Below are 21,852 nucleotides of genomic sequence, written 5' to 3' on the forward strand. Positions count from 1 at the left end.
GCCGGTCAAACACAACCCGCAGCCTACTCCCGGCCCAGAATAATGTCTAATATATGACTGGTTAATTAATCATATTTAATGAATATGGCATCCGTCGATCTGCGCCTGCTGCGCTACTTCCTGGCGGTGGCCGAGGAAGCCCACCTGACCAAGGCCGCCGAACGCCTGGGCATCCGTCAGCCGCCGCTCAGCCAGCAGATCCGCGCGCTGGAGCAGGAACTGGGCGTGACGCTGTTCAACCGTCTGCCGCGCGGCATGGAACTGACCGAAAGCGGCCGCGCGCTGCTGGCGGACGCGCGCAACATCATCGCGCTGGTGGACCAGGCCGTGGACGGCGTGCGCCAGGTGTCGCGCGGCGAGGCCGGCCGGCTGACGGTGGGCTTCACCGGCTCGGCGGCCTTCCACCCCTTCGTGCCGTCCGTGATCCGGCGCTTTCGCGATGCCGCGCCCAATGTGCGGCTGGTGCTCGAGGAAAGCAGCACCGGCGAGCTGACCGAGGCCGTGGCCGAGGGCCGGGTCGACGCGGCCTTCATCCGCGGCGCCCAGGGCGCCAGCCGCAACGTGGTGGTGGAAAGCGTGCTGGAGGAAACCATGCTGGCGGCCTTTCCCGCCGACCATCCGATGGTCAGGGGCCGTCCCAGGAAGCGCATCGCGCTGTCGGAACTGGCCGAGGAATCCTTCATCCTGTACCGCCGCCACAACGGCCCTGGCCTGTACGACGCCGTCATCTCGGCCTGCGCGGCCGCCGGCTTCAGCCCGCGCATGGCGCAGGAAGCGCCGCGCATGCTGTCCACCCTGAGCCTGGTGGCCGCCGGCCTGGGCGTGTCGCTGGTGCCGGCCTCGCTGCGCCGGGTCAATATCGAAGGCGTGGTCTATGTCAACGTCACCCAGCCCGCCGGCCTGCGCGCGCCGCTCAACCTGATCTGGCGCGATGCCCCCCTGTCCGGCGCCTGCCGCAAGCTGATCGAGGAAGTGCGGCTCTGCCGCGCCCAGCAGCAAGGCTGACGCCGGGCGGCGCTACACTTTGCGGCTGTCGCATTCTTTCCCGCATCTTTCATGCCCTCCCCGCAACCTATAGGCGTATACGACTCCGGCCTGGGCGGCCTGAGCGTGGCACGCGCCATCCGCGACGCGCTGCCCGGCGAACGCCTGCTGTACGTGGCCGACTCGGCCCACGTGCCCTACGGCGAAAAAACCACGGATTACGTGCGGCGACGCGCAGAAACCATCTCGGACTACTTCGTCGAGCGCGACGCCAAAGCCATCGTGGTGGCCTGCAACACGGCCACGGCCGCGGCCATCGCCGACCTGCGCGCGCGCCACCCCGGCCTGATCGTGATCGGCGTGGAGCCAGCCATCAAGCCCGCCGCCCACCTGACCGCCAGCGGCGTGATCGGCGTGTTCGCCACCACCGGCACGCTGGCCAGCCGCAAGTTCGCCGCCCTGGTGCAGCGTGAAGCGCCCGAGGTGCGCATCCTGCTGCGGCCCTGCCCCGAGTGGGTCGCCCTGGTCGAGCGCGGCGAGCTGGAGGGCCCCGCCCTGCGCGCCGCCGTCGAAGCCCCGGTGCGCGAGCTGCGCGAGGCCGGCGCCGACGTGCTGGTGCTGGGCTGCACCCATTTCCCCTTCCTGGACGCGGCCATCCGGGCCGTGGCCGGTCCGTCGGTGCCGCTGCTGGAAACCGGCGCGCCGGTGGCGCGCTGGCTGCGCCACCAGCTGCAGGAACGCGATCTGCAGGCCGACGGCGGATGCGGCGCCCTGGAACTGGAAACCACCGGCGATCCCGCCACGCTGGCCCGGCTGGCGGGCCTGCTGCTGGGCGGCGACTTCCAGGCCGCGCAAACGCCGCCCGCCTGGCGCTGAACGCGCCGGCGTTTGATCCGGCGCAGCCCGGACGGGCCCGATTTGACGAATAATCGGTGTGGGACGGTCGCTTGACGCCCGCCCCGGTCCCGCGCCCGCCGCGCGGGCTGGAGTCGCCAGGGCCGCGCCGGACGCGCCCGCGACAGACGAGGAGACGCGCCATGAAACGCATCCTGATACCCGTGGACGGATCGCAGCACGCGCTGCACGCCGTCCAGGCGCTGCTGGAAGCGCGCCGCTACGATCCCGTGGCGCAGGTCGAGCTGCTCAACGTGCAGGTGCCGCTGCAGGCGGGCAAGATCGGCCGCGGCCTGACCCAGGAAGAAATCGATGCCTATCACCTGCGCGAATCGCGCGACGCGCTGCGCGAACCCGCCGCGCTGCTGCACTCGGCGGGGCTGCCCTGCACCGAGCACACCGAGATCGGTCCCATCGCCGAAACCATCGCGCGCGTGGCGCGCGATACCCGCGCCGACGAGATCTACATGGGCTCGCGCGGCCTGGGCTCGGTATCCGCGCTGCTGATGGGTTCGGTGGCCACCAAGGTCCTGCATCTGACGGCCCTGCCCGTCACCCTGGTCAAGTGAACGCGCAAGCGCCGCAACAAGGAGCATCCATGCTGAACCTGCTCGTTCCCGTCGACGGTTCCGACAACGCCAACCGCGCCGTCCTGCACGCGCGCGCGCTGGCCGCCGGCGCGCCGTCCGCCCGCGTCCACCTGCTCAATGTCCAGACGCCGCCGCGCGGCCGCGCCGGCCTGTCCAGCCTGATCACGCAGGACATGATCGACGAGTTCTATCTGCGCGAAGGCCAGGAGGCCGCCGACGAGGCCCGCAAGCTGCTCGACGACGCCGGCATCGACTACACCAGTCATGTGGAATTCGGCAATCCGGCCGTGGCGATCAACGCCTATGCGCGCGAACACGGCTGCCAGCGCATCATCATGGGCAGCCGCGGCAATGGCGCGCTGAGCGGCCTCCTGGTCGGCTCGGTCGCCAACCAGGTACTGCAGCTGGCCGACGCGCCGGTCACGCTGATCCGTTGACGCGGGCGGCGGGCAGACGCAGCGTCACGCGCAGCCCGCCCAGCGGCGACTCCCCGGCGAGCACGTCGCCGCCATAGCTGCGCGCGAGATCGCGCGCGATATCCAATCCCAGCCCCGATCCCGGCCGCTGCTCGTCCAGCCGAGTGCCGCGCTCGAAGATGCGCTCGCGCTCGTCCTCGGGAATGCCCGGGCCGTCGTCATCGATATGAATCAGCAACATGCCGTCGCCGCCACGCTCGGCGGTGACGCGCAGGCGCCGGGTCGCCCATTTGCAGGCATTGTCCAGCAGATTGCCCGCCATCTCCTGCAGGTCCTGCTCATTGCCGCGAAACGCCAGATCCGCCGGAAAGGCCGGCATATCGACATCCAGCCCGCGCTGCGCATGCAGACGGCGCATGACGCGCAGCAGCGCCTCAAGCGGCGGCCGCAGCGGCGTGCGCCCCTCGATCGCGCCGGCCGCCGCCGCGGCCCGCGCACGCGCCAGATGATGATCGACCTGGCGCTGCGCCAGCGCGGCCTGCTCGCGCACCAGCGCCGCCAGCGGGCTGTCCTCGCGCGCGGCGGCATTGGCCAGGATGCTCAAGGGCGTCTTGACCGCGTGCGCCAGGTTGCCGGCCTGCGTGCGCGCGCGCTGGACCATGTCGGCGTTGACCGCCAGCACGCGGTTGAAATCCTCGACCAGCGGTTGGATCTCGCTGGGAAAACTTCCCTCGATCGGGGTGACGCCACCGGCGCGCTGCGACGCCAGCTGCGCGCGCAACCGCGCCAGCGGCCGCAGCCCCACCAGCACCTGCACCACGGCCGCCGCCGTCAGGCCCGCCGCCAGCGCGCCCAGCGCGATCAGCAGCATGTGGTTGAAGCGCCCCACGGGCTCGGCCAGCGCGGCCGTGTCGGCCGCCACGGCCAGCCGGAGCGCGCCGGACTCCGACTCTTCCGGCTTGAGCGTGCGCGTCAGCGTCGTGAGCCGGTGCCGCTCGGGACCGGCGATGTCGTAGGCGCCATCGACCGCCCCGTCGGGCAAGGCCAGCGTCTGGTCCCACAGCGACCGCGAGCGCGCGGCCCCGGGCATCACCGTGCGCCCCTGGTCGTCCAGGCGGTCGATCTGCCAATACAGCCCGGACAGCGGCTGTCCCAGCCGGGGGTCGCTCAGCGGCGTCACGCTCAGCGCGCCGTCGGGCGCGACATTGACCGCCGCGGTCAGCTGGTTCAGGTGCAGGACCAGCTCGGCGCGCAGTTGCTCGGCCACGTGCTGGCGGAACAGATTGCCCAGACCCCAGCCGGCCAGCGCCACGGTGGCCAGGATCCAGGCCAGCGTGCCCGCCAGCAGGCGCCAGCGCAGCGAGCCGGGCGCGCGCGCAGCGCTCATTCCGTCCTCGCCAGCCGATACCCCAGGCCACGCACGGTTTCGATGGTGTCGGGCGGCAGCTTCTTGCGCAGCCGGCCGATGAAGACCTCGATGGTGTTGGAATCGCGGTCCTGGTCCTGCGCGTAGATGTGCTCGTTCAGCTCGGCGCGCGAGACCACCTCGCCGGCGCGCTGCATCAGCACGGCCAGCACCTTGAATTCATGGCTGGTCAGCGACAGCGCCTGGCCGTCCACGGTGACGCGGGCCTGGCGCGTGTCCAGCATGATCGGGCCGCAGCGCCATTGCGCGCTGGTGTGAGCGCTCTGGCGCCTGAGCAGGGCGCGCAGCCTCGCCAGCAGCTCTTCCATGTGGAAGGGCTTGGTCAGGTAGTCGTCGGCGCCGGCGTCGATGCCGGCGACCTTCTCGTGCCAGTTGTCGCGCGCGGTCAGGATCAGCACCGGCATGCCCAGCCCCGCCGCGCGCCATTTCTTCAGCACCGTCAGGCCGTCCATCACCGGCAGCCCCAGGTCCAGCACCACCAGGTCATAGGTTTCGACCTCGCCCAGGTAGTGCGCGCGTCCGCCATCCGCCGCGCTGTCCACCAGATAGCCCGCCTGGCCCAGCGCCTCGGACAGCTGCGCCGACAACGTGGGCTCGTCTTCCACCACGAGGATCCGCATCAGTGTTTGCCCCGGAATTGAATGTCCCGCCCCTTCACGCCCAGCACCTTGCCGTCGCGCGCGTCGATTTTCATCTTGATCAGCCCGCCGCCGCTCTGCAGCAGCCGGATCTCGTAGATGAATTCGCCATCATCCTCTTCGAACTCGACCTTGACCACCTGGCCGGGATAGTCGCGCTCGACCCGGTCCAGCACGTCGCGCAGCGGCAGGATCTTGCCATCCTGCAAGGCCTGGCGCGCACGGTCGTGGTCGTCCTCGCCGGCCGTGCCCAGGCCCGGACCCGCGGCCAGGACCACGGCCAGGGCGGCGCCGCACAGCCAGAGGCCGGGGCGCGCGATCGGATAGCGGCCAGCGCCGCGCAGATTGAAGGAAAACATGAGGTTCTTATACCGCGTCCAGGATGAACGGCGGGTGAACGGCCGCTTCAGAAAGGGTTCATGGCCTCTTGCGAATAATGCGTTCCGTGGCCGATCTCGCGCCATGCCCCTCGTCAAGGAGACCCACTCATGACCTCGATCCGCAACACTTTCGCCGCGCTTGCCCTGGGCGCCGCCACGCTGGCAGGCTCCGCCGCCTACGCCCAGACCGCGCCCCAGCCCGCGGCCGCTCCCGCCGCCGCGGCCCCCGTCGCCACGGTCCAACCCCAAACGTTCCTGACCGTGCGCCAGGTCTACGACACGCTGACCAGCGCCGGCTACCGCAATATCACCGAGATCGAACTGGAACATGGCCGCTACGACGTGAAGGCCGACAACCCACAGGGCCAGCGCGTGAAGCTGCGCGTGGACGCGCAGAACGGCGCCGTGCTGCGCAGCCGCCTGAAGGATTGAGGCGGCGTTTCCCCCGGGGCGGGCGGCGCCGGCGCAGCGCCGCCCCCGCGCCGTCCCCGGCGCTCCCCTTTGACTGTCCGCGCCCGTCCCGCCCTCCCGGGCGGCCTTCTTCGATGGAAGTCATCATGAAAACCCGTACCGCCCTGGGCGGTTTCCTGATCGTCCTCACGCTCGCCTGGGCCTGCGACGTATTCGTCCTGCAAGCCGCGCCCGCCGGCGCCTGGCCCTGGGTTCTGCAACGACAGGCCCTGTACCTGACGGGCATCTGGTCCATCGCGCTGATGGCGCTGATCATGCTGCTGGCGTTGCGCCCGGCCTGGCTGGAGCGACCGCTGGGCGGCATGGACCGGGTCTACCGGCTGCATAAGTGGGCGGGCATACTGGCCGTCGGCGCCGGCGCCGCGCACTGGCTGATCAAGTTGGCCAGCGGTCCCATGAAATCCCTTCTGGGCACGCAGGGCCGGCCCGCGCGCGACCTGACGCTGGCCCTGTTCGAAGGCAGCCGCGGCATCGCCAAGGACCTGGGTGAATGGTCGATCTATGCGCTGCTGCTGATGCTGGCGCTGACGCTATGGCGCCGCTTTCCCTATCACGCATGGCGCCTGATCCATCGCGTCATGCCCGCGCTGTTCCTGGTTCTGGCCTTCCACGCCGTGGCGCTCGCGCCCGCCGGCTACTGGACCGGCATCACCGGCCTGCTGCTCGTCCCGCTGCTGGCGGCCGGCGCCTGGAGCGCCGGCGTGGCGCTGGCCGGCCGCATCGGCCACGGTCGCCGCAGCCACGGACGCATCACGGCGCTGGAGCGCAAGCGCGACGGCGTGCTGGAAGTCGAATGCCGCCTGGACGCGGGCTGGCGCGGCCACCAGGCGGGACAGTTCGCCTTCGTGCGCTTCGACCGCCGCGAGGGCGCGCATCCGTACACCATCGCCAGCGCGCCCAGGCCGGATGGCACCATCCGCTTCGAAATCAAGGCGCTGGGCGACTACACCTCGCGGCTTCCCGGCGCGCTGCGCGTGGGCCAGCCGGTGGAGGTCGAAGGCCCCAACGGCTGCTTCCAGCTCGACGCCGACGCGGGCGCGCCGCAGGTCTGGGTCGCGGGCGGCATCGGCATCACGCCCTTCCTGGCCTGGTTGGACACCCTGGCCGCCGACCCGAGCCGTGCGCCCAGCGCGCAACTGCATTACTGCGTGCGCGACGCGGCCGCCGATCCCTTCGCCGCCACGCTGCGGGAACGCTGCGCGGCCCTGCCCTCGATCCAGCTGAACATCCATGACGCGGCCCGGGGACAGCGGCTGGACGCGACGCAGCTGACGCTGGATTCGGCCCCGGGACATGCCGCCCAGGTCTGGTTCTGCGGTCCCGCCGGACTGGCGCGCAGCCTGCGCGACGGCCTGCGACGGCTGGGCCGGACCGACGTGCGCTGGCATCAGGAAGCGTTCCAGATGCGTTAGCATCGAAGACGGCCCCGCGCGTCAAGGCGGGGCCGCTGCGCCGCTCGCCGCGCCGGCGGACTGCTCCGTTTTCCGCAGGATTTCCGGCAACGCGATCGGCTTTGCTTGCGCTGGGTCAAACCCGTCCCGTCCTCGACGCCCGATCCGCTCGCGATCGGGACGACAATAGATCCATCCCGGCAAGCCCGAGGCCCGGACCCCGTCCCGGCGGTCCGCGGCGGGCGGCCAGCAACCCTCTACCCGAAAATCTGGAGGCATGTATATGGTGTTCAAGAAACTCTGCGTCGCGGCGATCCTGGCGGTGGCTTCGACCCCGGTGCTGGCGGCCGAATGCTCGGTCGACATCGCGGGCAATGACCAGATGCAGTTCGACAAGAAGGAAATCACCGTCAGCAAGAGCTGCAAGCAGTTCACGGTGAACCTGAAGCATCCCGGCAAGCTGGCCAAGAACGTCATGGGCCACAACTGGGTGCTGACCAAGACGGCCGACATGCAGGGCGCGGTGAACGACGGCATGGCCGCCGGCCTGCCCTCCGACTACGTCAAGAAGGATGACGCCCGCGTCATCGCCCACACCAAGGTGATCGGCGGCGGCGAATCGGATTCCGTGACCTTCGACGTGAGCAAGCTCGCGGCTGGCCAGGACTACACCTACTTCTGCTCCTTCCCCGGCCACTTCGCCATGATGAAGGGCACGCTCAAGCTGGTCGACTGACCCGCCCGCGTCTCGCGGCGCCCCGTCCTCCCGGCCCCCGGCCGGAAGCGCGGGGCGTTTTGCCGTCCGGCGCCTGCCCCTACAATGGCCGCTCCCATGATCCCGGGCACGGCCCCACACGCAGGAGCGAACATGAGCAAGGAAAAAGTAGCGATCGTCACCGCCGGCGGCAGCGGCATGGGCGCGGCCGCGGCGCGCAAGCTGGCGGCCGATGGCTTTCGCGTCGCCATCCTGTCCTCGTCGGGCAAGGGCGAGGCCCTGGCTGGAGAACTGGGCGGACTGGGCGTGACCGGCTCGAACCGCTCGCCCGAGGACCTGGCGCGCCTGGTCGAGACGGTGATGGCCAAGTGGGGCCGCATCGACGCGGTGGTCAACAGCGCCGGCCACGGCCCCAAGGGTCCGCTGCTGGAGATCAGCGACGCCGACTGGCAGCTGGGCATGGAGTTCTACCTGCTCAACGTCGTGCGCATCACGCGCCTGGTGGCCCCGATCATGCAGGCGCAGCGGTCCGGCGCCATCGTCAACATCTCCACCTACGCCACCTTCGAGCCCGAAGCGCTGTTCCCGACCTCCGGCGTGTTCCGCGCCGGCCTAGCCGCCTTCACCAAGGTGTTCTCGGACGAGTACGCGGCGCACAACGTGCGCATGAACAACGTGCTGCCCGGCTTCATCGACAGCCTGCCCGAAAAGGAAGAGCGCCGCTCCCGCATTCCGATGGGCCGCTACGGCACGGCCCAGGAAGTGGCCGACCTGATCGCCTTCCTGGCCTCTGACGCTTCGTCCTACATCACCGGCCAGAACATCCGCATCGACGGCGGCATCACCCGTTCGGTCTAATCCAGTCGGCTGTCCCCGAGCGTCCGCCCGGCGCGGCGCGGGGGACGGCTCATCCTTTGGATGGCGCTCATCCGTCTGGCGGTATTGAAGCTCAGGCGCGCCCGTCGTTACCTTAGGGTTCCGCTTCCCGACGAAGGCGCCCGCCATGCCCGCGACGCCGTCCATGGCGCCCGCCACGGCGCCGGCCGACTATCCCCCGCCCAACGCCGGCCAGGCCTCGCGCTTCCTGGCCCAGGCCACTTTCGGCGCCACGCCGGCGGATATCGCCGCCGTCATGCGCGACGGCTATGCCGCGTGGCTGGACGCGCAGCTGGCCATGCCGCCGTCGCAGACGCATTTCGACTGGCTGCTGCAACAGGGCAGGAACACCGAGGAATACAAGGGCAACGGCATCAACGCGCCGCTGGACGCGACGCTGTGGCGCAAGTTCATCAGCGCCACCGACCAGGTGCGCACCCGCGTCGCCTTCGCGCTGTCCGAGATCTTCGTGGTGAACGTGGCGTCCATCACCGCGTCCTGGCCGCTGTTCGGCGCGGCCGGCTTCATGGACCTGCTGGCCGAACATGCGCTGGGCAACTACCGGAGCCTGCTCGCCGCCGTCAGCCGCAACCTGTCCATGGGCTGCATGCTGACCTATCGCGGCAGCCGCAAGGAAGACCCGCGCACCGGCCGCCATCCCGACGAGAACTACGCGCGCGAGGTCATGCAGCTGTTCAGCATCGGCCTGCTGCAACTGCATCCCGACGGCACGCCCCGCCTGGAAGGCGGCGCGCCGGTGGAAACCTATACGAACGCCGACGTCCAGGGCCTGGCCCGGGTCTTCACCGGCTGGGACCTGGATGGCCCAGAAACCGACGTGGAATTCCACCGCCGGCCGATGAAGCTGGACCCCGCGCTGCATTCGATGGCGGAAAAGCGCTTCCTGGGCACAGTCATTCCGGCCGGCACGGGCGGCCCGCAGTCGCTGGCGCTGGCCATGGACGCGATCTCGGCCCATCCCAACGTCGGCCCCTTCATCGGCGCGCAGCTGATTCAACGGCTGGTCGCCAGCAATCCCAGCCCGGCCTACGTGGCGCGCGTGGCGGCGGTCTTCGCCGACGACGGCCTGGGCGCGCGCGGCAACCTGAAGGCCGTGACGCGCGCCGTGCTGCTCGACCCGGAGGCGCGCTTTCCCGACCTGGCCTCGCCCCATTGGGGCAAGGTGCGCGAACCCATCCTGCGCTTCTCCGGCTGGGCGCGGGCCTTCGGCGCGCGCTCGAGCAACGGCGCCTGGGCCATGCCCGACACCAGCGACAACACCATCCGGCTGGCGCAAAGCCCGATGCGCGCGCCCAGCGTGTTCAACTTCTTCCGGCCGCGCTACACGCGCGCCGCCACCGAGCTGGCGCGCCAGGGCCTGGCCGCGCCGGAATTGCAGATCACCGACGAAACCAGCATCGCCGGCTACCTGAACTTCCTCGCCATCTACGCCGATCGGGGCTGGGAAGACCTGCAGACCGACTACGCCGCCGAGCTGGCGCTGGCCGGCGATCCCGATGCGCTGGTCGCCCATGTCGCGCTGCTGCTGGCGGGCGACGCCTTCAGCGAGGCGACGGCGCGACGGATCGCGACGGCGCTGCGCGACATCCCGCCCGAGCGGCCGCGCGACCGCGTGCGCGCCGCCATCGTGCTGGTGGCGGCCTCGCCCGAATATCTGGTGCAGAAATGACTGCGACACGACATGCCGATGCCGGCCGGCGCGCTTTCCTGCTACGCGCCTGCGCGCTCGGGGCGGCGGGCGCCGCGGCGCCGCTGGCCGCCAACCTGGCGGCGCTGGGCGCGGCCGCGGCGCATGAAGCGCCCGCCGGCTCCTACAAGGCGCTGGTCTGCGTGTTCCTGTACGGCGGCAACGACCCATACAACACCATCGTGCCGTATGACGAGGCCTCGCACCGCGCCTACGCCGCCGCGCGCGCCGACATCGCGCTGCCGCGCGAGTCGCTGCACGCCACCGTCCTGGGCAACGGGCCGGAGGCCAACGGCATGCGCTTCGCGCTGGCCCCATCGCTGGCGCCGCTGGCGCCCCTGTACGCGCGCGGGCGCCTGGCCGTGGCGCTGAACGTCGGTCCGCTGGTCGCGCCCACCAGCAAGGCCGACTATGTGGCCGGGAAAGCCGCGCTGCCGCCCAAGCTGTTCTCGCACAACGACCAGCAGTCGTACTGGCAGGCGCTGGCGCCGGAAGGCGCGTCGTCCGGCTGGGCCGGACGCCTGACCGATCTGCTGCTGGCCGGCTCGGCCACATCGGGCATGGCGGGCGTCACCGCCGGCGGCAACACGGTGCTGCTGGCCGGCCGCCATTCCTCCGGCTATCGCGTCGGTCCGCTGGGATCGACCGCCATCGACCTGCTGCGCCACGGGCTCTACGGCTCCGAAGCCTGCACCGCGCTGCTGCGCGATCTGATCACCGCGCCGCGCCCGCACCTGATGGAAAGCGAGCTGGCGGCCATCGCCCTGCGCTCGATCGCCACGGACGCGCGCCTGCGCGATGCGCTGGCCGCCGTGCCGCCACCGCCCAGCTTCGCCGGCGTCGATACGCCGCTGGCGGGGCAGCTGCGCATCGTGGCCCGCATCATCGCCGCGCGCCAGCCGCTGGGCGCGCGCCGCCAAGTGTTCTTCGTGTCCCAGAACGGCTATGACAACCACACCGGCCTGCGCGACGACCATCCCGCCCTGCTGCGCGAACTGGGCCAGGCGCTGGCGGCCTTCCAGGCGGAACTGGACAGGATGGGGATGGCCGATCAGGTGACCACCTTCACCGCTTCCGAATTCGGCCGCACCCTGGGTTCGAACGGCAACGGCTCGGACCACGGCTGGGGCGGACATCACCTGGTGCTTGGCGGCGCGGTGCGGGGCGGGCGCTGCTATGGCGCGCATCCCGATATCGCGCTGGACGGGCCGGGCTTCGTCGACAACGGCCGCCTGCTGCCGGACATGGCGGTGGAACAGCTGGGCGCCGAGCTGGGCGCGTGGTTCGGCGCTGGCCGCGACGAACTGGCGCTCGCCTTTCCCAATCTGTCGCGCTTCGGCCCCGGGCCGGAGGGCCTGCTGCCCGCGCCCGACAGGGCCGCCTAGGCCAGATCGATCACAGCCCGCCCGCCATCAGACGCTCGCTGTCGACCAGGCGCTTCCAGCGCGCGGCCTCGCTTTCAACGAACCGCGCCAGCTCCTCGGACGAACCGCGCCGGACCTCAGCGCCCTGCTCCGCGATCTTGGCGGCCACGCCGGCATCCGCGAGCGCCTGATTCAATGTCGTATTCAGCCTGCTCGCCACCGACGCATCCAATCCCGCCGGCGCGAACACCGCATACCACTGCGGCACCTCGACGCCCGGCACGCCCGCTTCGGCCAGCGTGGGCAGGTTCGGCAGCGAGGCCAGCCGTTTCGGACCAGCCACCGCCAGGGCGCGGATCTTGCCCGACTGAAGCTGGGGATACGCGCTGAACAGGCTGGGGAACATGACCTGTGTGACCCCGGCCAGCGTGTCGGTCATGGCCGGCGCCGAGCCTTTGTACGGCACATCCAGCATGTTCACGCCGGCGGCGCGGTTGAAGAGGACGCCGGCGACAGACGGCGCGGTGCCGGGGCCGGCCGATGCGTAGTTCAAGCCGTCGGGATGCTGCTTGCCATAGTTCACCAGACCGGCGACGTCGTCCACTCCCAGGCCGGCGTTCACCACCAGCAGCGTGGGCGAATCCGCCACGAAGCCGATGGGCGTGAAGTCCCGCACCGGATCGTAGCTCAGCCTTTGCAAGGCGGGATTGATGCCGTGCGTGCCGATGTAGCCCAGCATCAGGGTGTAGCCATCGGGCGCCTGCCTAGCCACATATTCCGAGGCGATGGCGCCCTGCGCGCCCGGCTTGTTCACCACCACGACGGTCTGGCCAAGCAGTTCGCCCATCTTCTGGCCAACGATGCGGGCCAGCACGTCATTGCCGCCGCCGGCGGCCGTGGGCACGACCATGGTGAGCATCCGCTCCGGATAGGCGGCGGATGCCGGCGTGGCGTTGAGCAGCAGCAAGGCCGCGGCGCAAGCCGCGGCGAAAGAACGGGAATGCATGGGATGTCTCCTGTTTTTTTGATTGCCGGCCTCTACGGGACGGCGCGGGAAATGGGATTGGGCAGGTACAGCACCCCCTTCATGATCTTTCGCGCGGTGCGCACCAGACCGGCGCGCCGTATCGAGACGCCGTCGTCACCAAGCTCCACCTCGATATCCATCGCCCCCGACGGATGCTCGATGCGCACGCCACGGCTGCCAGCGGCCGGCTCCGGGCCGCCGAAGCCATGCGCCACCGTGCCCGGTATGAGAAATGCGCAGGCCACGCCCACCGCGCCGGTCGCGGCATGCGAGCGATGGCAGGACCGTGGCGTGAAATAACGCGAGCGCAGCGCCATGGGCTGCGCGCCCGGCGCCAGCAGCACGGGCTTGGGAAGCACGCTGTCGCGGACATCGCCCAGCCCCATGCGTCGGCCCGCCTCCAGGCGCACCGCCTCGATCCGCGCCATCAGGGCCGGATTGGCGTCCAGCTCCGCCGGCGTCTCGTCGCCGCGCGCGCCCAGGTCCGAAGCCCGCATCAGCGCCATCGGCATGGCGGCATCGATCAGCGTGACGCGCAGGCCATCGATGTCGTCCTGCCGCTGCCCGGAAGGGAACAGGCCGCCAGTCACCGCGCCCCAGGCATCCAGGAAGTTCAGCCGGACAGGCGCCGCCGTGCCGGCCACGCCGTCGATGCGCGCGGCGCCTTCGTAGGTCAGCCGGCCGCCCGGCGTCTGCACGATCGCCTCGATCACCGATCCCGTGTTGACATTGTGGACCCGCACCGAGGTCACGCCATCGTTGGCCGCGAGCAGCCCTTCATCGATGGCGAAAGGCGCGGCGCCGGACAGCATGTTGCCGCAGTTGGGCCGCAGGTCCACGCTGGCCTGGTCCACCGACACCTGCGCGAACAGGTAGTCGATATCGCAGCCGGGACGGCGCGAACGCGACACGATGGCGACCTTGCTGGTAAGGCTGTTGCCGCCGCCCAGGCCATCGACCTGCAGCGCATGCGGCGACCCCATCGCGGTCAGCAGCAAGCGGTCGCGCTCGGCTGGATCGGCGGGCAGCCAATCCGCCAGGAAGAAAGGGCCGCGCGACGTGCCGCCGCGCATCAGGACGCAAGGGATGATCGTTTCCATGGCTGCCATTCTGCGCAGGGCGGGCTAATATTTGAATTGCAATTTACGGATGGATTAATGCATGGGACGCATCAATTTCGATCTCCAGGAACTGCAGGCCTTCGTGGCGGTGGCGGAACGCGCCAGCTTCCGCGCGGCCGCCGAGGATCTCCATCTGTCGCAACCGGCCTTGAGCCGGCGCGTCGACAAACTGGAGGCGCAGTTGGGCGCGAAGCTGCTGGAGCGCACCACGCGCCGCGTGTCCCTCACGAATATCGGACGAGTCTTTCTCGAACGCGCCCGGACGGCCATCGACGAGCTGGAAAGCGCGGTGCTCAGCATTGGCGACCTGGCCACGCAACGGGAGGGACTGATCACCGTGGCCTGCGTGCCCTCGGTGGCGTACTACTTCCTGCCGACCATCATTCACGAGTATTCGCTGCGCTTTCCCCGCATCCGCGTGCGCATCATTGACGAAACGGCCAACACGGTGCTCAACAGCGTCGTATCGGGCCGTGCCGATTTCGGCATCAGCTTCTTCGGCACCCAGGAACCCGACGTGGACTTCAAGGCCGTGCTGCGCGAAGACTTCGTGCTTGCCGTTCGCAACGACCACCCGCTGTCGCGCCGCCGCAGCATCACCTGGGATGAGCTGGCGGGCGAGCGCTACATGACCGTGGCCAAGGAAAGCGGCAACCGGCTGCTGATCGACGACGCGCTGGCCAAGAGCGGCAAGCGCACGGTCAGCGCTTATGAAGTCAGCCATGTCATGACGCTGCTCGGCCTGGTGGAAGCCGGACTGGGCGTCGCCGCCGTGCCGCGACTGGCCATGCCGCTGAAAGGACATTCCACGCTGGCCAGCGTGCTGCTGGAACAGCCCAGGGTCACCCGCAGCCTTGGCCTGATCTCGCGCCGAGGCCGCCCGCTGGCGCCGGCGGCGCAACAGTTATATAACCTGATTGACCAGACTGGAAAATCAGCCAAGCGCAAACCCTCTCCCCGGCCGTCCTCCCCATGAACCTCATCTGCCTGGCCTTGCAACCAGCCACCGAAGACGATCTGCCTTTCCTGCTGACGCTGCGCAAGGCGACCATGACAGAACACCTGGACCGCGCGGGCGTCCCTCAAGACGACGAGCATCATCTGGCGCGCATCCGTCACCACTTCAGCGACGCGCAGATCGTCTGGTTCCATGGCCGGCCCGCCGGCCTGTTCAAGGCGCATCGCGATCCCGCCGGCTGGCGCCTGGTGCAGATCCAGATCGATCCCGCGTTCCAGGGCCAGGGGCTGGGCCGCCGCCTGCTGGCCGGCCTGCTGGAACAGGCCGACGCCGAGGGCGCGCCGGTGACGCTGTCGGTGCTGGACGGCAACCCCGCGCGCCGGCTCTACGAGGCGATGGGCTTCACGGCCCAGGAAACCCGGGGCCAGGAAATCGAGATGCGCTACACGCCCCGAGCGCCGCGCGCGCCCCTGGCCACATCCGCGGCCCGCTCGGCGGCGTGAACCGCGCCGGTCCGGATTTTTTTTCCGGACGTGGAATAAGCAAGGAGCGGGCAGCGTCTATCCCAGGCAGTCCCCAACCCAACTCTTTCCGCGAGGCACACCATGCGCAAACCCACCGCAGCCCTGCTGGCCCTGGCCGGCGCCGCCCTGTTCTCGGCCGCCGTCCAGGCCCAACCCGTCAAGGCCAAGGACGGCGTCCTGGTCAACGAAGCCGGCATGACCCTCTACACCTTCGACAAGGACGCGGGCGGCAAGAGCGCCTGCAACGACCAGTGCGCCAAGATCTGGCCGCCCGTCATGGCCGCCGCCGACGCCAAGGCCTCCGGCGACCTCACCATCATCACCCGCGACGACGGCGGCAAGCAGTGGGCCTACAAGGGCAAGCCGGTCTATCTGTACAGCAAGGACGCCAAGGCCGGCGACAAGAGCGGCGACAACTTCAAGGATGTGTGGCACGCGGCCAAGCCCTGATCCCATCGCGCCCTCCGATCCATGCGCGCCGAAGACGAAGCCGCGATCCTCGCCTGCATTCCCAGCCTGCGCCGCTATGCGCGCGGGCTGGCGGGCGATCCGCAGCGCGCCGACGATCTGGTCCAGGACACGCTGGAACGCGCCTGGAGCCGCTACTCGCGCTGGCAACGGCGCGGCGAGCTGCGCGCATGGATGTTCGGCATCATGCACAACCATTTCGTCGACGGCCTGCGCGCCAGCCGGCGGCAGGCCGAGCTGACGCCCGTGGACGAGCTGCCCGAGGTGCCGGTGCGCGCCACCCAGTCCGACGGGCTGGACGTGCGCGACCTGGACCGCTGCCTGCGGGCGCTGCCGCCCGAACAGCGCGAGGTGCTGCTGCTGGTCTGCGTCGAGGAGCTGTCCTACCAGGACACCGCGCAAGTCCTGGACGTGCCGATCGGCACGGTGATGTCGCGCCTGTCGCGCGCCCGCGAACGGCTGGGCGCGCTGCTGCAAGGACGCGAAGCAGCCACTAAGCTACATCGCGTGAAATGAAGCCCACCCCCGTAGCGCTTCGCGCCCCCCCCTCAAGGGGGCGCCACAGCGGACCGGCGGAGCCGGCTCCGCGTGGCCCCACGGAGCAACGCCCGATTGAAACGTCGCGGATGATGTACCAGCGTCATGGACAACTGACATGAACGACAAACGCCTGCATGCCCTACCGTCCATGGGCAGCCCCATCGCCGAGGCCGACCTGCACGCCTACGCCGACGGCCAGCTCGCGGCTGCGCGCCGAGCGGAGGTCGAGACCTTCCTGGCCGCGCATCCGCAGGACCGCGCCCGCGTGGACGCATGGCAGGCGCAGCGCCAGGCGCTGCGCTCCCTGCTCGACCCGGTGCTGGACGAGCCGCTGCCGCTGCGCCTGCCGCTGGCGCCGCCGGCGCGCGCCTGGCCCTGGCGCGCGCTGGCCGCCGGCATCGCCGTGGCGGTGTTCAGCGGCGGCGCGGCCTGGATCGCGCGCGGCGAGCTGGACCACGACCGGATCCGCGCGGCGCTGGCCGCCGCGGCCCAGACGCCCGAGCGCGCGGCGGCCAGCTATGCGCAGCGCGCCGCCGTGGCGCACGCGGTCTACGCACCCGACATGGGCCGGCCGGTTGAAGTCGGCGGCGACAACGAAAAGGCCCTGGTGACCTGGCTGACCAAGCGGCTGGGCGCGCCCGTCAGCGCGCCCTCGCTGTCCACGCTGGGCTATGAGCTGGTCGGCGGCCGCCTGTTGCCCGGCGGCGCCGGCCCGGTGGCGCTGTTCATGTACGGCGCGCCCGACGGGCAGCGCCTGACCCTGTACGTCACGCGCGAGGCCGCCGGCGGCCAGACCGCCTTCCAGTTCACGCAGGAAGGGCCGGTACGCGTGTTCTATTGGGCCGAGGGCCCGTTCGGCTACGCGCTGTCGGGCGCCGTCAGCCGGGAAGCACTGCAACGGGTGTCGCTGGAAGTCTACCGACAGCTGCAGGGCTGACATCGCGCCACGCGTCGCTCGCGGCGCCGTATCCGGCCGGCGCGCGGCGGCGCCGGCGTGGACCGGCCCTAGCCGCCGCGCGCCTCGTGCAGCATGCGCAGCGTGATCTTGCTGACTTCGGCCCGGCTCATGCCGATGTGCGCGCGCAGCAGGCGCGCGGCCTCGTCCGCCCGGCGCGCCAGCACCGCGCTCAGGATGGCGCCATGTTCCTCGTAAGTGGCGTCGATGCGGAAGTCCTTGGTGAAATCCAACCGGCGCACGATGCGGATCTTCTCGGTCACGTCACGATGCACCTGAGCCATTTCCGGATTGCCCGCCGCCTCGACCAGCGCGCAGTGGAAAGCCTCGTCCAGCTCGGCCACCCGCCGGCCATCCAGCAGGCGCCGCTGCGGCGGCGCGTGCCAGATGTCGCGCAAGGCCTCCAGCAGATCCTCCCCGTCCGCGCGCTCGCGCGCGCACAGGCGTTCCACCGCCGCCAGTTCCAGCACGATGCGCAGATCGTACAGCGCCTCGAAGCGCTCGAAGTCGAAGGGCCGCGCCTGCCAGCCGCTGCGCGGGCTGGCGAGCACGAAGCCCTCGCGCTCCAGCCGCGCCAGGCCCAACCGCACCGGCGTGCGGCTCACGCCCAGCCGCGCCGCCAGGTCGGTCTCGGTGAAGCGCTCGCCGGGCAGCAGCCGGAAGCTGAACAGATCGTCCTTTATCAGCTGATAGGCCTGGTCGGCCAGGGATGCCCCCAGCGCCAGCGCGGGTCGCAGGCTCAGGCTACCGTGCATGGCGCATCCTCCGCCAGGACGACCAGCGGATCGCCGGCGTTCACGGGCTTGCCCGGCAGGCAGCGGATCGCGGTCACAACGCCGGCGGCCGGCGCGATGACGGACAGCTCCATCTTCATGGCCTCGACCACCACCAGCGTGTCGCCCGCCGACACGCTCTGGCCGACCTCGACCGGCACCTTCCACACATTGCCGCACATGTCGGCGCTGACCAGCCGCTCGCCCTCGCGCAGCTCGGCCTGCGCTTCCGGGGCGGCTTCCGGCCCGGCCGGAGGCGGCGCCACATCCTCGCTCCGCCACAGCGCGACTTCCGCGTCGAAGGCGCTTTTCTGGCGCGTCTGGAAGGCGGCGATGCTGGTCGCCTGCTCGGCCAGGAAGCGCTGATGCGCGGCGAAGTCGAACACTTCCTCCTCGATGCGGACGCTGGCCCGGCCGTGGCGGAAGTCTTCGCGCAAGACGTCCAGCTCGGCCTCGCTGACGGGATAAAAGCGCACCTGGTCGAAGAAGCGCAACAGCCAGGGCTTGCCGTCCTGGAACACCGGATTCCTCATGAACGTGTTCCAGATCGGCAGGCTACGCCCCACCAGCTGGTAGCCGCCCGGCGAGTCCATGCCGTAGATGCACATGTACACGCCGCCGATGCCGACGGTGCCTTCGGCCGTGTAGGTGCGCGCCGGGTTGTACTTGGACGTCAGCAGCCGATGGCGCGGATCGATCGGCACGGCGCAGGGCGCGCCCAGGTAGACATCGCCCAGCCCCATCACCAGATAGCTGGCGTCGTACACGATGCGCCGCACCTCGTCGCGCGAGGCCAGGCCGTTGATGCGCTGGATGAAGTCCACGTTGTTCGGCAGCCAGGGCGCGCTGGCGCGCACGGTCTCCTGGTAGCGTCGCACCGCGCCCAGCGTGGCGCTGTCCTCGAAGGCCAGCGGCAGGTGGACCACGCGCGTGGGCACCTTGAGCGTGGCCACGTCGGCCAGTCCGGCCTCGATCTCCAACAGCCGCGCGATCAGCGCGTCCTGGCGGATCAGGCGGCTGTCGTAGCGGATCTGCAGGGAACGCACGCCCGGCGACAGCTCCCGCACGCCGGCCACCGGCCGCTCGCGCAGCGCCTCCATCAGCAGGTGGATGCGCATGCGCAGCGCCAGGTCCAGCACGTTGTCGCCGTACTCCAGCAGCAGGTAGCCGTCGCCCGCCTGGCGGTAGGCGACCGACGGTCGCGTCCCTTCGGCCGGCAACGCGGCGATGATGGTCTCGGACGCGGTGGCGCGGGCCGGCGCGCCGATGGACGCGGCGGCGGGCATGGCTGGCGCCGCAGCGCTCAGCTCGCGCAGGCTGTGGTCCTGCGCCGCCTCCAGCGCCACCGCCTGTTCATAGTCCATGCGCACGAAGCGGATGCGGTCGCCCGGCTTGACCTGCCCCACCTTCCACAGCTCGGCCTTGGCGATCGTGACCGGGCAGACGAAGCCGCCCAGGCTGGGGCCGTCGCGGGTCAGGATCACGGGGCTGTCGCCGGTGAAGTTGATGCTGCCGATGGCGTATTCGCAGTCGTGGATGTTGGACGGATGCAGCCCGGCCTCGCCGCCGCTCTCGCGCGCCCAGTCCGGCTTGGGGCCGGTCAGGCGCACGCCCAGGCGATTGGAGTTGTAGTGGACTTCCCAGTCGGCGGCGAAGAAGGCGTCGATGGCCTCCGGCTTGAAGAAGTCCGGCGCGCCATGCGGCCCGTATAGCACGCCGATGCGCCAGGTATCGCCATAGGCCGGCACCAGCTCGGGCGGCGCGGCCTGCGGTTCGGCCTCGGGCGCGGCGGGCGCGCCCGGCAGCTCGGGACGCACGCGCGGCAGCATGTCGCCCACGCGCAGCGTGCGCCCGGCATGGCCTCCGAACTGTCCCAGCGCGAAGGTCGAGCGGCTGCCCAGGTAGACGGGCACGTCCAGGCCGTCGCGCACGGCCAGGTACATGCGGCAGCCCGACAGCGCGCGGCCCGTGGCCAGCACCTGGCCCGCGCGCACCGCCACCGGCCGCCACATCGGCACGGGCGCGCCGTCCAGCGTGGCCGCGCATTGCGCGCCGGTCAGCGCGATGACGGCGTCGCCATGAAAGCGCAGCGTGGGGCCGGCCAGCGTGGCCTCGATGCCGGCGGCGTCCGGCGCGTTGCCGACGATGCGGTTGGCCAGCCGGAACGCGTAATCGTCCATCGGACCGGACGGCGGCACGCCGATATCCCAGTAGCCGGCCCGACCCGGATAATCCTGCACGCTGGTGTAGGTGCCGGCCTCCAGCACCTCGATCGCCGCGGGCCGGTACTCGAAGGTTTCCAGGAAGCGGGTGGACAGCTCCCCCGCCGCGAAGCGCGCGTCGGCCACGATCTGGCGCAGGTAGTCCAGGTTGGTGGCGATGCCGTGCAGGCGCGTGCGCGCCAGCGCGTCGGACAGCCGGGCCAGCGCCGTTTCGCGCGTGTCGCCATGCACGATCAGCTTGGCCAGCATGGGATCGTAGTAGGCCGGCACCTCGGTGCCGGTCGCCACCCAGCCATCCACGCGCGGGCCCTCGGGAAAATAAACCTCGGTCAGCACGCCCGGCGAAGGCTGGAACTGGCGCAGCGGATCCTCGGCGTACAGCCGCACCTCGATGGACGCGCCACGCGGCGCGCGCGACATGGCTTGCAGGTCCAGCGGTTCGCCCGCCGCCACGCGCAGCATGCACTCGACCAGGTCCAGGCCCGTCACCGCCTCGGTGACCGGATGCTCGACCTGCAGCCGCGTGTTGACCTCCAGGAAATAGAAGCTGTCGCGGGCCGGGTCGTAGATGAACTCCACCGTGCCGGCCGAGCGGTAGCCGACCGACTCGCCCAGCCGCACCGCCGCTTCGAGCAAGGCGGCGCGGGTGGCGGGCGGCAGGTTCGGGGCCGGCGTCTCCTCGATCACCTTCTGGTTGCGCCGCTGCACCGAGCAGTCGCGCTCGCCCAGCGCCAGCACGCGGCCCTGGCCATCGCCGAAGATCTGCACCTCGACGTGGCGCGCGTTGTCCACGTAGCGCTCGATGAAGGCGCCGCCGTCGCGGAAGAAATGCTCGCCCATGCGCTGCACGCTGTCGAAGGCCGCCGTCAGCTCGGCCTCGTTGTCGCAGCGCGACAGGCCGATGCCGCCGCCGCCCGCCGTGCTCTTGAGCATGACCGGATAGCCGATGCGCTCGGCCTGCGCCAGCGCCTCGCCCAGGCTGGACAGCAGCCCGGTGCCCGGCGTCATGGGCACGCCGGCCAGCGCCGCCAGCTCGCGCGAACGGTGCTTCAGGCCGAACTCGCGGATCTGCATGGGCGTGGGTCCGACGAAGGCGATGCCGGCGGCTTCGCAGGCCTCGGCGAATTCGGCGCTTTCGGACAGGAAGCCATAGCCGGGGTAGATGGCCTGCGCGCCCTGTTCGCGGGCGGCGGCCAGCAGCAGGTCCATGCGCAGATAGCTGTCGGCGGCTTTCTCGCCGCCCAGCGCGACGGCAGCGTCGGCCTCGCGCACATGGGCGGCATTGCGGTCGGCGTCGGAATACACCGCCACGCTGCGGATGCCCAGGCGCTTCAGGGTACGGATGGCGCGGACGGCGATTTCGCCTCGGTTGGCGATCAGAACGGTATCGAACACGTTGCGACTCCTGGAA

Annotated in this window: 22 protein-coding genes; 15 read left to right on the forward strand and 7 right to left on the reverse strand. The window is 70.6% G+C overall.

What is annotated here, in order from left to right:
- Positions 1-84: 84 nt before the first annotated feature.
- The 4 genes from C2U31_RS28805 (at position 85) to C2U31_RS28820 (ending at position 2,905) form a co-directional block, all read left to right on the forward strand.
- Positions 85-1,005, forward strand: coding sequence for a LysR family transcriptional regulator (locus C2U31_RS28805; protein WP_103276632.1), 921 nt, complete (start codon positions 85-87; stop codon positions 1,003-1,005).
- Positions 1,006-1,056: 51 nt separating this feature from the next.
- On the forward strand, positions 1,057-1,860 hold the full coding sequence (gene murI / locus C2U31_RS28810) for a glutamate racemase (protein WP_103275914.1): 804 nt from the start codon (positions 1,057-1,059) through the stop codon (positions 1,858-1,860).
- Between the two features lie 161 nt (positions 1,861-2,021).
- Positions 2,022-2,447 carry a universal stress protein gene (locus C2U31_RS28815; protein ID WP_103275915.1) on the forward strand — a complete coding sequence of 142 codons (426 nt, stop codon included), beginning with the start codon at positions 2,022-2,024 and terminating at the stop codon, positions 2,445-2,447.
- A gap of 29 nt (positions 2,448-2,476) precedes the next feature.
- A complete protein-coding gene (locus C2U31_RS28820; protein WP_103275916.1) occupies positions 2,477-2,905 on the forward strand; it encodes a universal stress protein in 429 nt (142 codons plus the stop codon).
- Here C2U31_RS28820 and C2U31_RS28825 read toward each other — a convergent pair.
- The 3 genes from C2U31_RS28825 to C2U31_RS28835 are packed head-to-tail and all read right to left on the reverse strand — an operon-like array spanning position 2,889 to position 5,307.
- Positions 2,889-4,271: a sensor histidine kinase gene (locus C2U31_RS28825; RefSeq protein WP_103275917.1), complete on the reverse strand. Its 1,383-nt coding sequence runs from the start codon at positions 4,269-4,271 to the stop codon at positions 2,889-2,891. The genes C2U31_RS28820 and C2U31_RS28825 overlap by 17 nt on opposite strands.
- Positions 4,268-4,930, reverse strand: coding sequence for a response regulator transcription factor (locus C2U31_RS28830; protein ID WP_103275918.1), 663 nt, complete (start codon positions 4,928-4,930; stop codon positions 4,268-4,270). Before C2U31_RS28830 ends, C2U31_RS28825 begins: the two co-directional genes overlap by 4 nt.
- The gene (locus C2U31_RS28835; RefSeq protein WP_103275919.1) at positions 4,930-5,307 is read right to left on the reverse strand and encodes a PepSY domain-containing protein; all 378 of its coding nucleotides are present in this window, start codon (positions 5,305-5,307) and stop codon (positions 4,930-4,932) included. Before C2U31_RS28835 ends, C2U31_RS28830 begins: the two co-directional genes overlap by 1 nt.
- A gap of 129 nt (positions 5,308-5,436) precedes the next feature.
- On the opposite strand from C2U31_RS28835, the gene C2U31_RS28840 reads away from it, so the two are divergent.
- The 6 genes from C2U31_RS28840 to C2U31_RS28865 all read left to right on the forward strand — a co-directional run bounded on the left by C2U31_RS28840 (position 5,437) and on the right by C2U31_RS28865 (position 11,874).
- The gene (locus C2U31_RS28840) at positions 5,437-5,760 is read left to right on the forward strand and encodes a PepSY domain-containing protein (RefSeq protein ID WP_103275920.1); all 324 of its coding nucleotides are present in this window, start codon (positions 5,437-5,439) and stop codon (positions 5,758-5,760) included.
- Positions 5,761-5,885: 125 nt separating this feature from the next.
- Positions 5,886-7,211, forward strand: a complete 1,326-nt coding sequence (locus tag C2U31_RS28845; RefSeq protein WP_233772543.1) for a ferric reductase-like transmembrane domain-containing protein — start codon at positions 5,886-5,888, stop codon at positions 7,209-7,211.
- A gap of 262 nt (positions 7,212-7,473) precedes the next feature.
- The gene (gene azu / locus C2U31_RS28850; RefSeq protein WP_103276633.1) at positions 7,474-7,926 is read left to right on the forward strand and encodes an azurin; all 453 of its coding nucleotides are present in this window, start codon (positions 7,474-7,476) and stop codon (positions 7,924-7,926) included.
- 132 nt (positions 7,927-8,058) lie between these two features.
- Positions 8,059-8,763, forward strand: coding sequence for an SDR family oxidoreductase (locus tag C2U31_RS28855; RefSeq protein ID WP_103275922.1), 705 nt, complete (start codon positions 8,059-8,061; stop codon positions 8,761-8,763).
- Positions 8,764-8,908: 145 nt separating this feature from the next.
- A complete protein-coding gene (locus tag C2U31_RS28860) occupies positions 8,909-10,471 on the forward strand; it encodes a DUF1800 family protein (protein WP_103275923.1) in 1,563 nt (520 codons plus the stop codon).
- Positions 10,468-11,874: a DUF1501 domain-containing protein gene (locus C2U31_RS28865; RefSeq protein ID WP_103275924.1), complete on the forward strand. Its 1,407-nt coding sequence runs from the start codon at positions 10,468-10,470 to the stop codon at positions 11,872-11,874. Before C2U31_RS28860 ends, C2U31_RS28865 begins: the two co-directional genes overlap by 4 nt.
- Positions 11,875-11,884: 10 nt before the next feature.
- On the opposite strand, the gene C2U31_RS28870 is transcribed toward C2U31_RS28865, so the two are convergent.
- Positions 11,885-12,859 carry a tripartite tricarboxylate transporter substrate binding protein gene (locus C2U31_RS28870; protein WP_103275925.1) on the reverse strand — a complete coding sequence of 325 codons (975 nt, stop codon included), beginning with the start codon at positions 12,857-12,859 and terminating at the stop codon, positions 11,885-11,887.
- Between the two features lie 32 nt (positions 12,860-12,891).
- Complete coding sequence (locus C2U31_RS28875; protein ID WP_103275926.1) at positions 12,892-13,980, reverse strand: 4-oxalomesaconate tautomerase; 1,089 nt, start codon at positions 13,978-13,980, stop codon at positions 12,892-12,894.
- A 61-nt stretch (positions 13,981-14,041) separates the two neighbouring features.
- On the opposite strand from C2U31_RS28875, the gene C2U31_RS28880 reads away from it, so the two are divergent.
- From C2U31_RS28880 to C2U31_RS28900, 5 genes are all read left to right on the forward strand, one after another.
- Positions 14,042-14,977: a LysR family transcriptional regulator gene (locus C2U31_RS28880; RefSeq protein WP_103275927.1), complete on the forward strand. Its 936-nt coding sequence runs from the start codon at positions 14,042-14,044 to the stop codon at positions 14,975-14,977.
- Complete coding sequence (locus C2U31_RS28885; protein ID WP_103275928.1) at positions 14,974-15,462, forward strand: GNAT family N-acetyltransferase; 489 nt, start codon at positions 14,974-14,976, stop codon at positions 15,460-15,462. Before C2U31_RS28880 ends, C2U31_RS28885 begins: the two co-directional genes overlap by 4 nt.
- 102 nt (positions 15,463-15,564) lie before the next feature.
- Positions 15,565-15,933 (forward strand): hypothetical protein, encoded by a 369-nt coding sequence (locus tag C2U31_RS28890; RefSeq protein WP_103275929.1) that lies wholly within the window; start codon positions 15,565-15,567, stop codon positions 15,931-15,933.
- A 21-nt stretch (positions 15,934-15,954) separates the two neighbouring features.
- On the forward strand, positions 15,955-16,467 hold the full coding sequence (locus tag C2U31_RS28895) for an RNA polymerase sigma factor (protein ID WP_103275930.1): 513 nt from the start codon (positions 15,955-15,957) through the stop codon (positions 16,465-16,467).
- A gap of 139 nt (positions 16,468-16,606) precedes the next feature.
- Complete coding sequence (locus C2U31_RS28900) at positions 16,607-17,428, forward strand: anti-sigma factor (protein WP_103275931.1); 822 nt, start codon at positions 16,607-16,609, stop codon at positions 17,426-17,428.
- Positions 17,429-17,496: 68 nt separating this feature from the next.
- Here the strand turns inward: C2U31_RS28900 and C2U31_RS28905 are convergent, their stop codons facing one another.
- Both C2U31_RS28905 and uca read right to left on the reverse strand, forming a co-directional pair.
- Positions 17,497-18,201: a GntR family transcriptional regulator gene (locus C2U31_RS28905; RefSeq protein WP_103275932.1), complete on the reverse strand. Its 705-nt coding sequence runs from the start codon at positions 18,199-18,201 to the stop codon at positions 17,497-17,499.
- On the reverse strand, positions 18,186-21,836 hold the full coding sequence (gene uca, locus C2U31_RS28910) for an urea carboxylase (protein WP_103275933.1): 3,651 nt from the start codon (positions 21,834-21,836) through the stop codon (positions 18,186-18,188). The genes C2U31_RS28905 and uca overlap by 16 nt, the downstream gene beginning before the upstream one ends.
- Positions 21,837-21,852 lie beyond the last annotated feature (16 nt).

It is taken from the genome of Achromobacter sp. AONIH1, assembly GCF_002902905.1.
Taxonomy (GTDB): Bacteria; Pseudomonadota; Gammaproteobacteria; order Burkholderiales; family Burkholderiaceae_B; genus Achromobacter.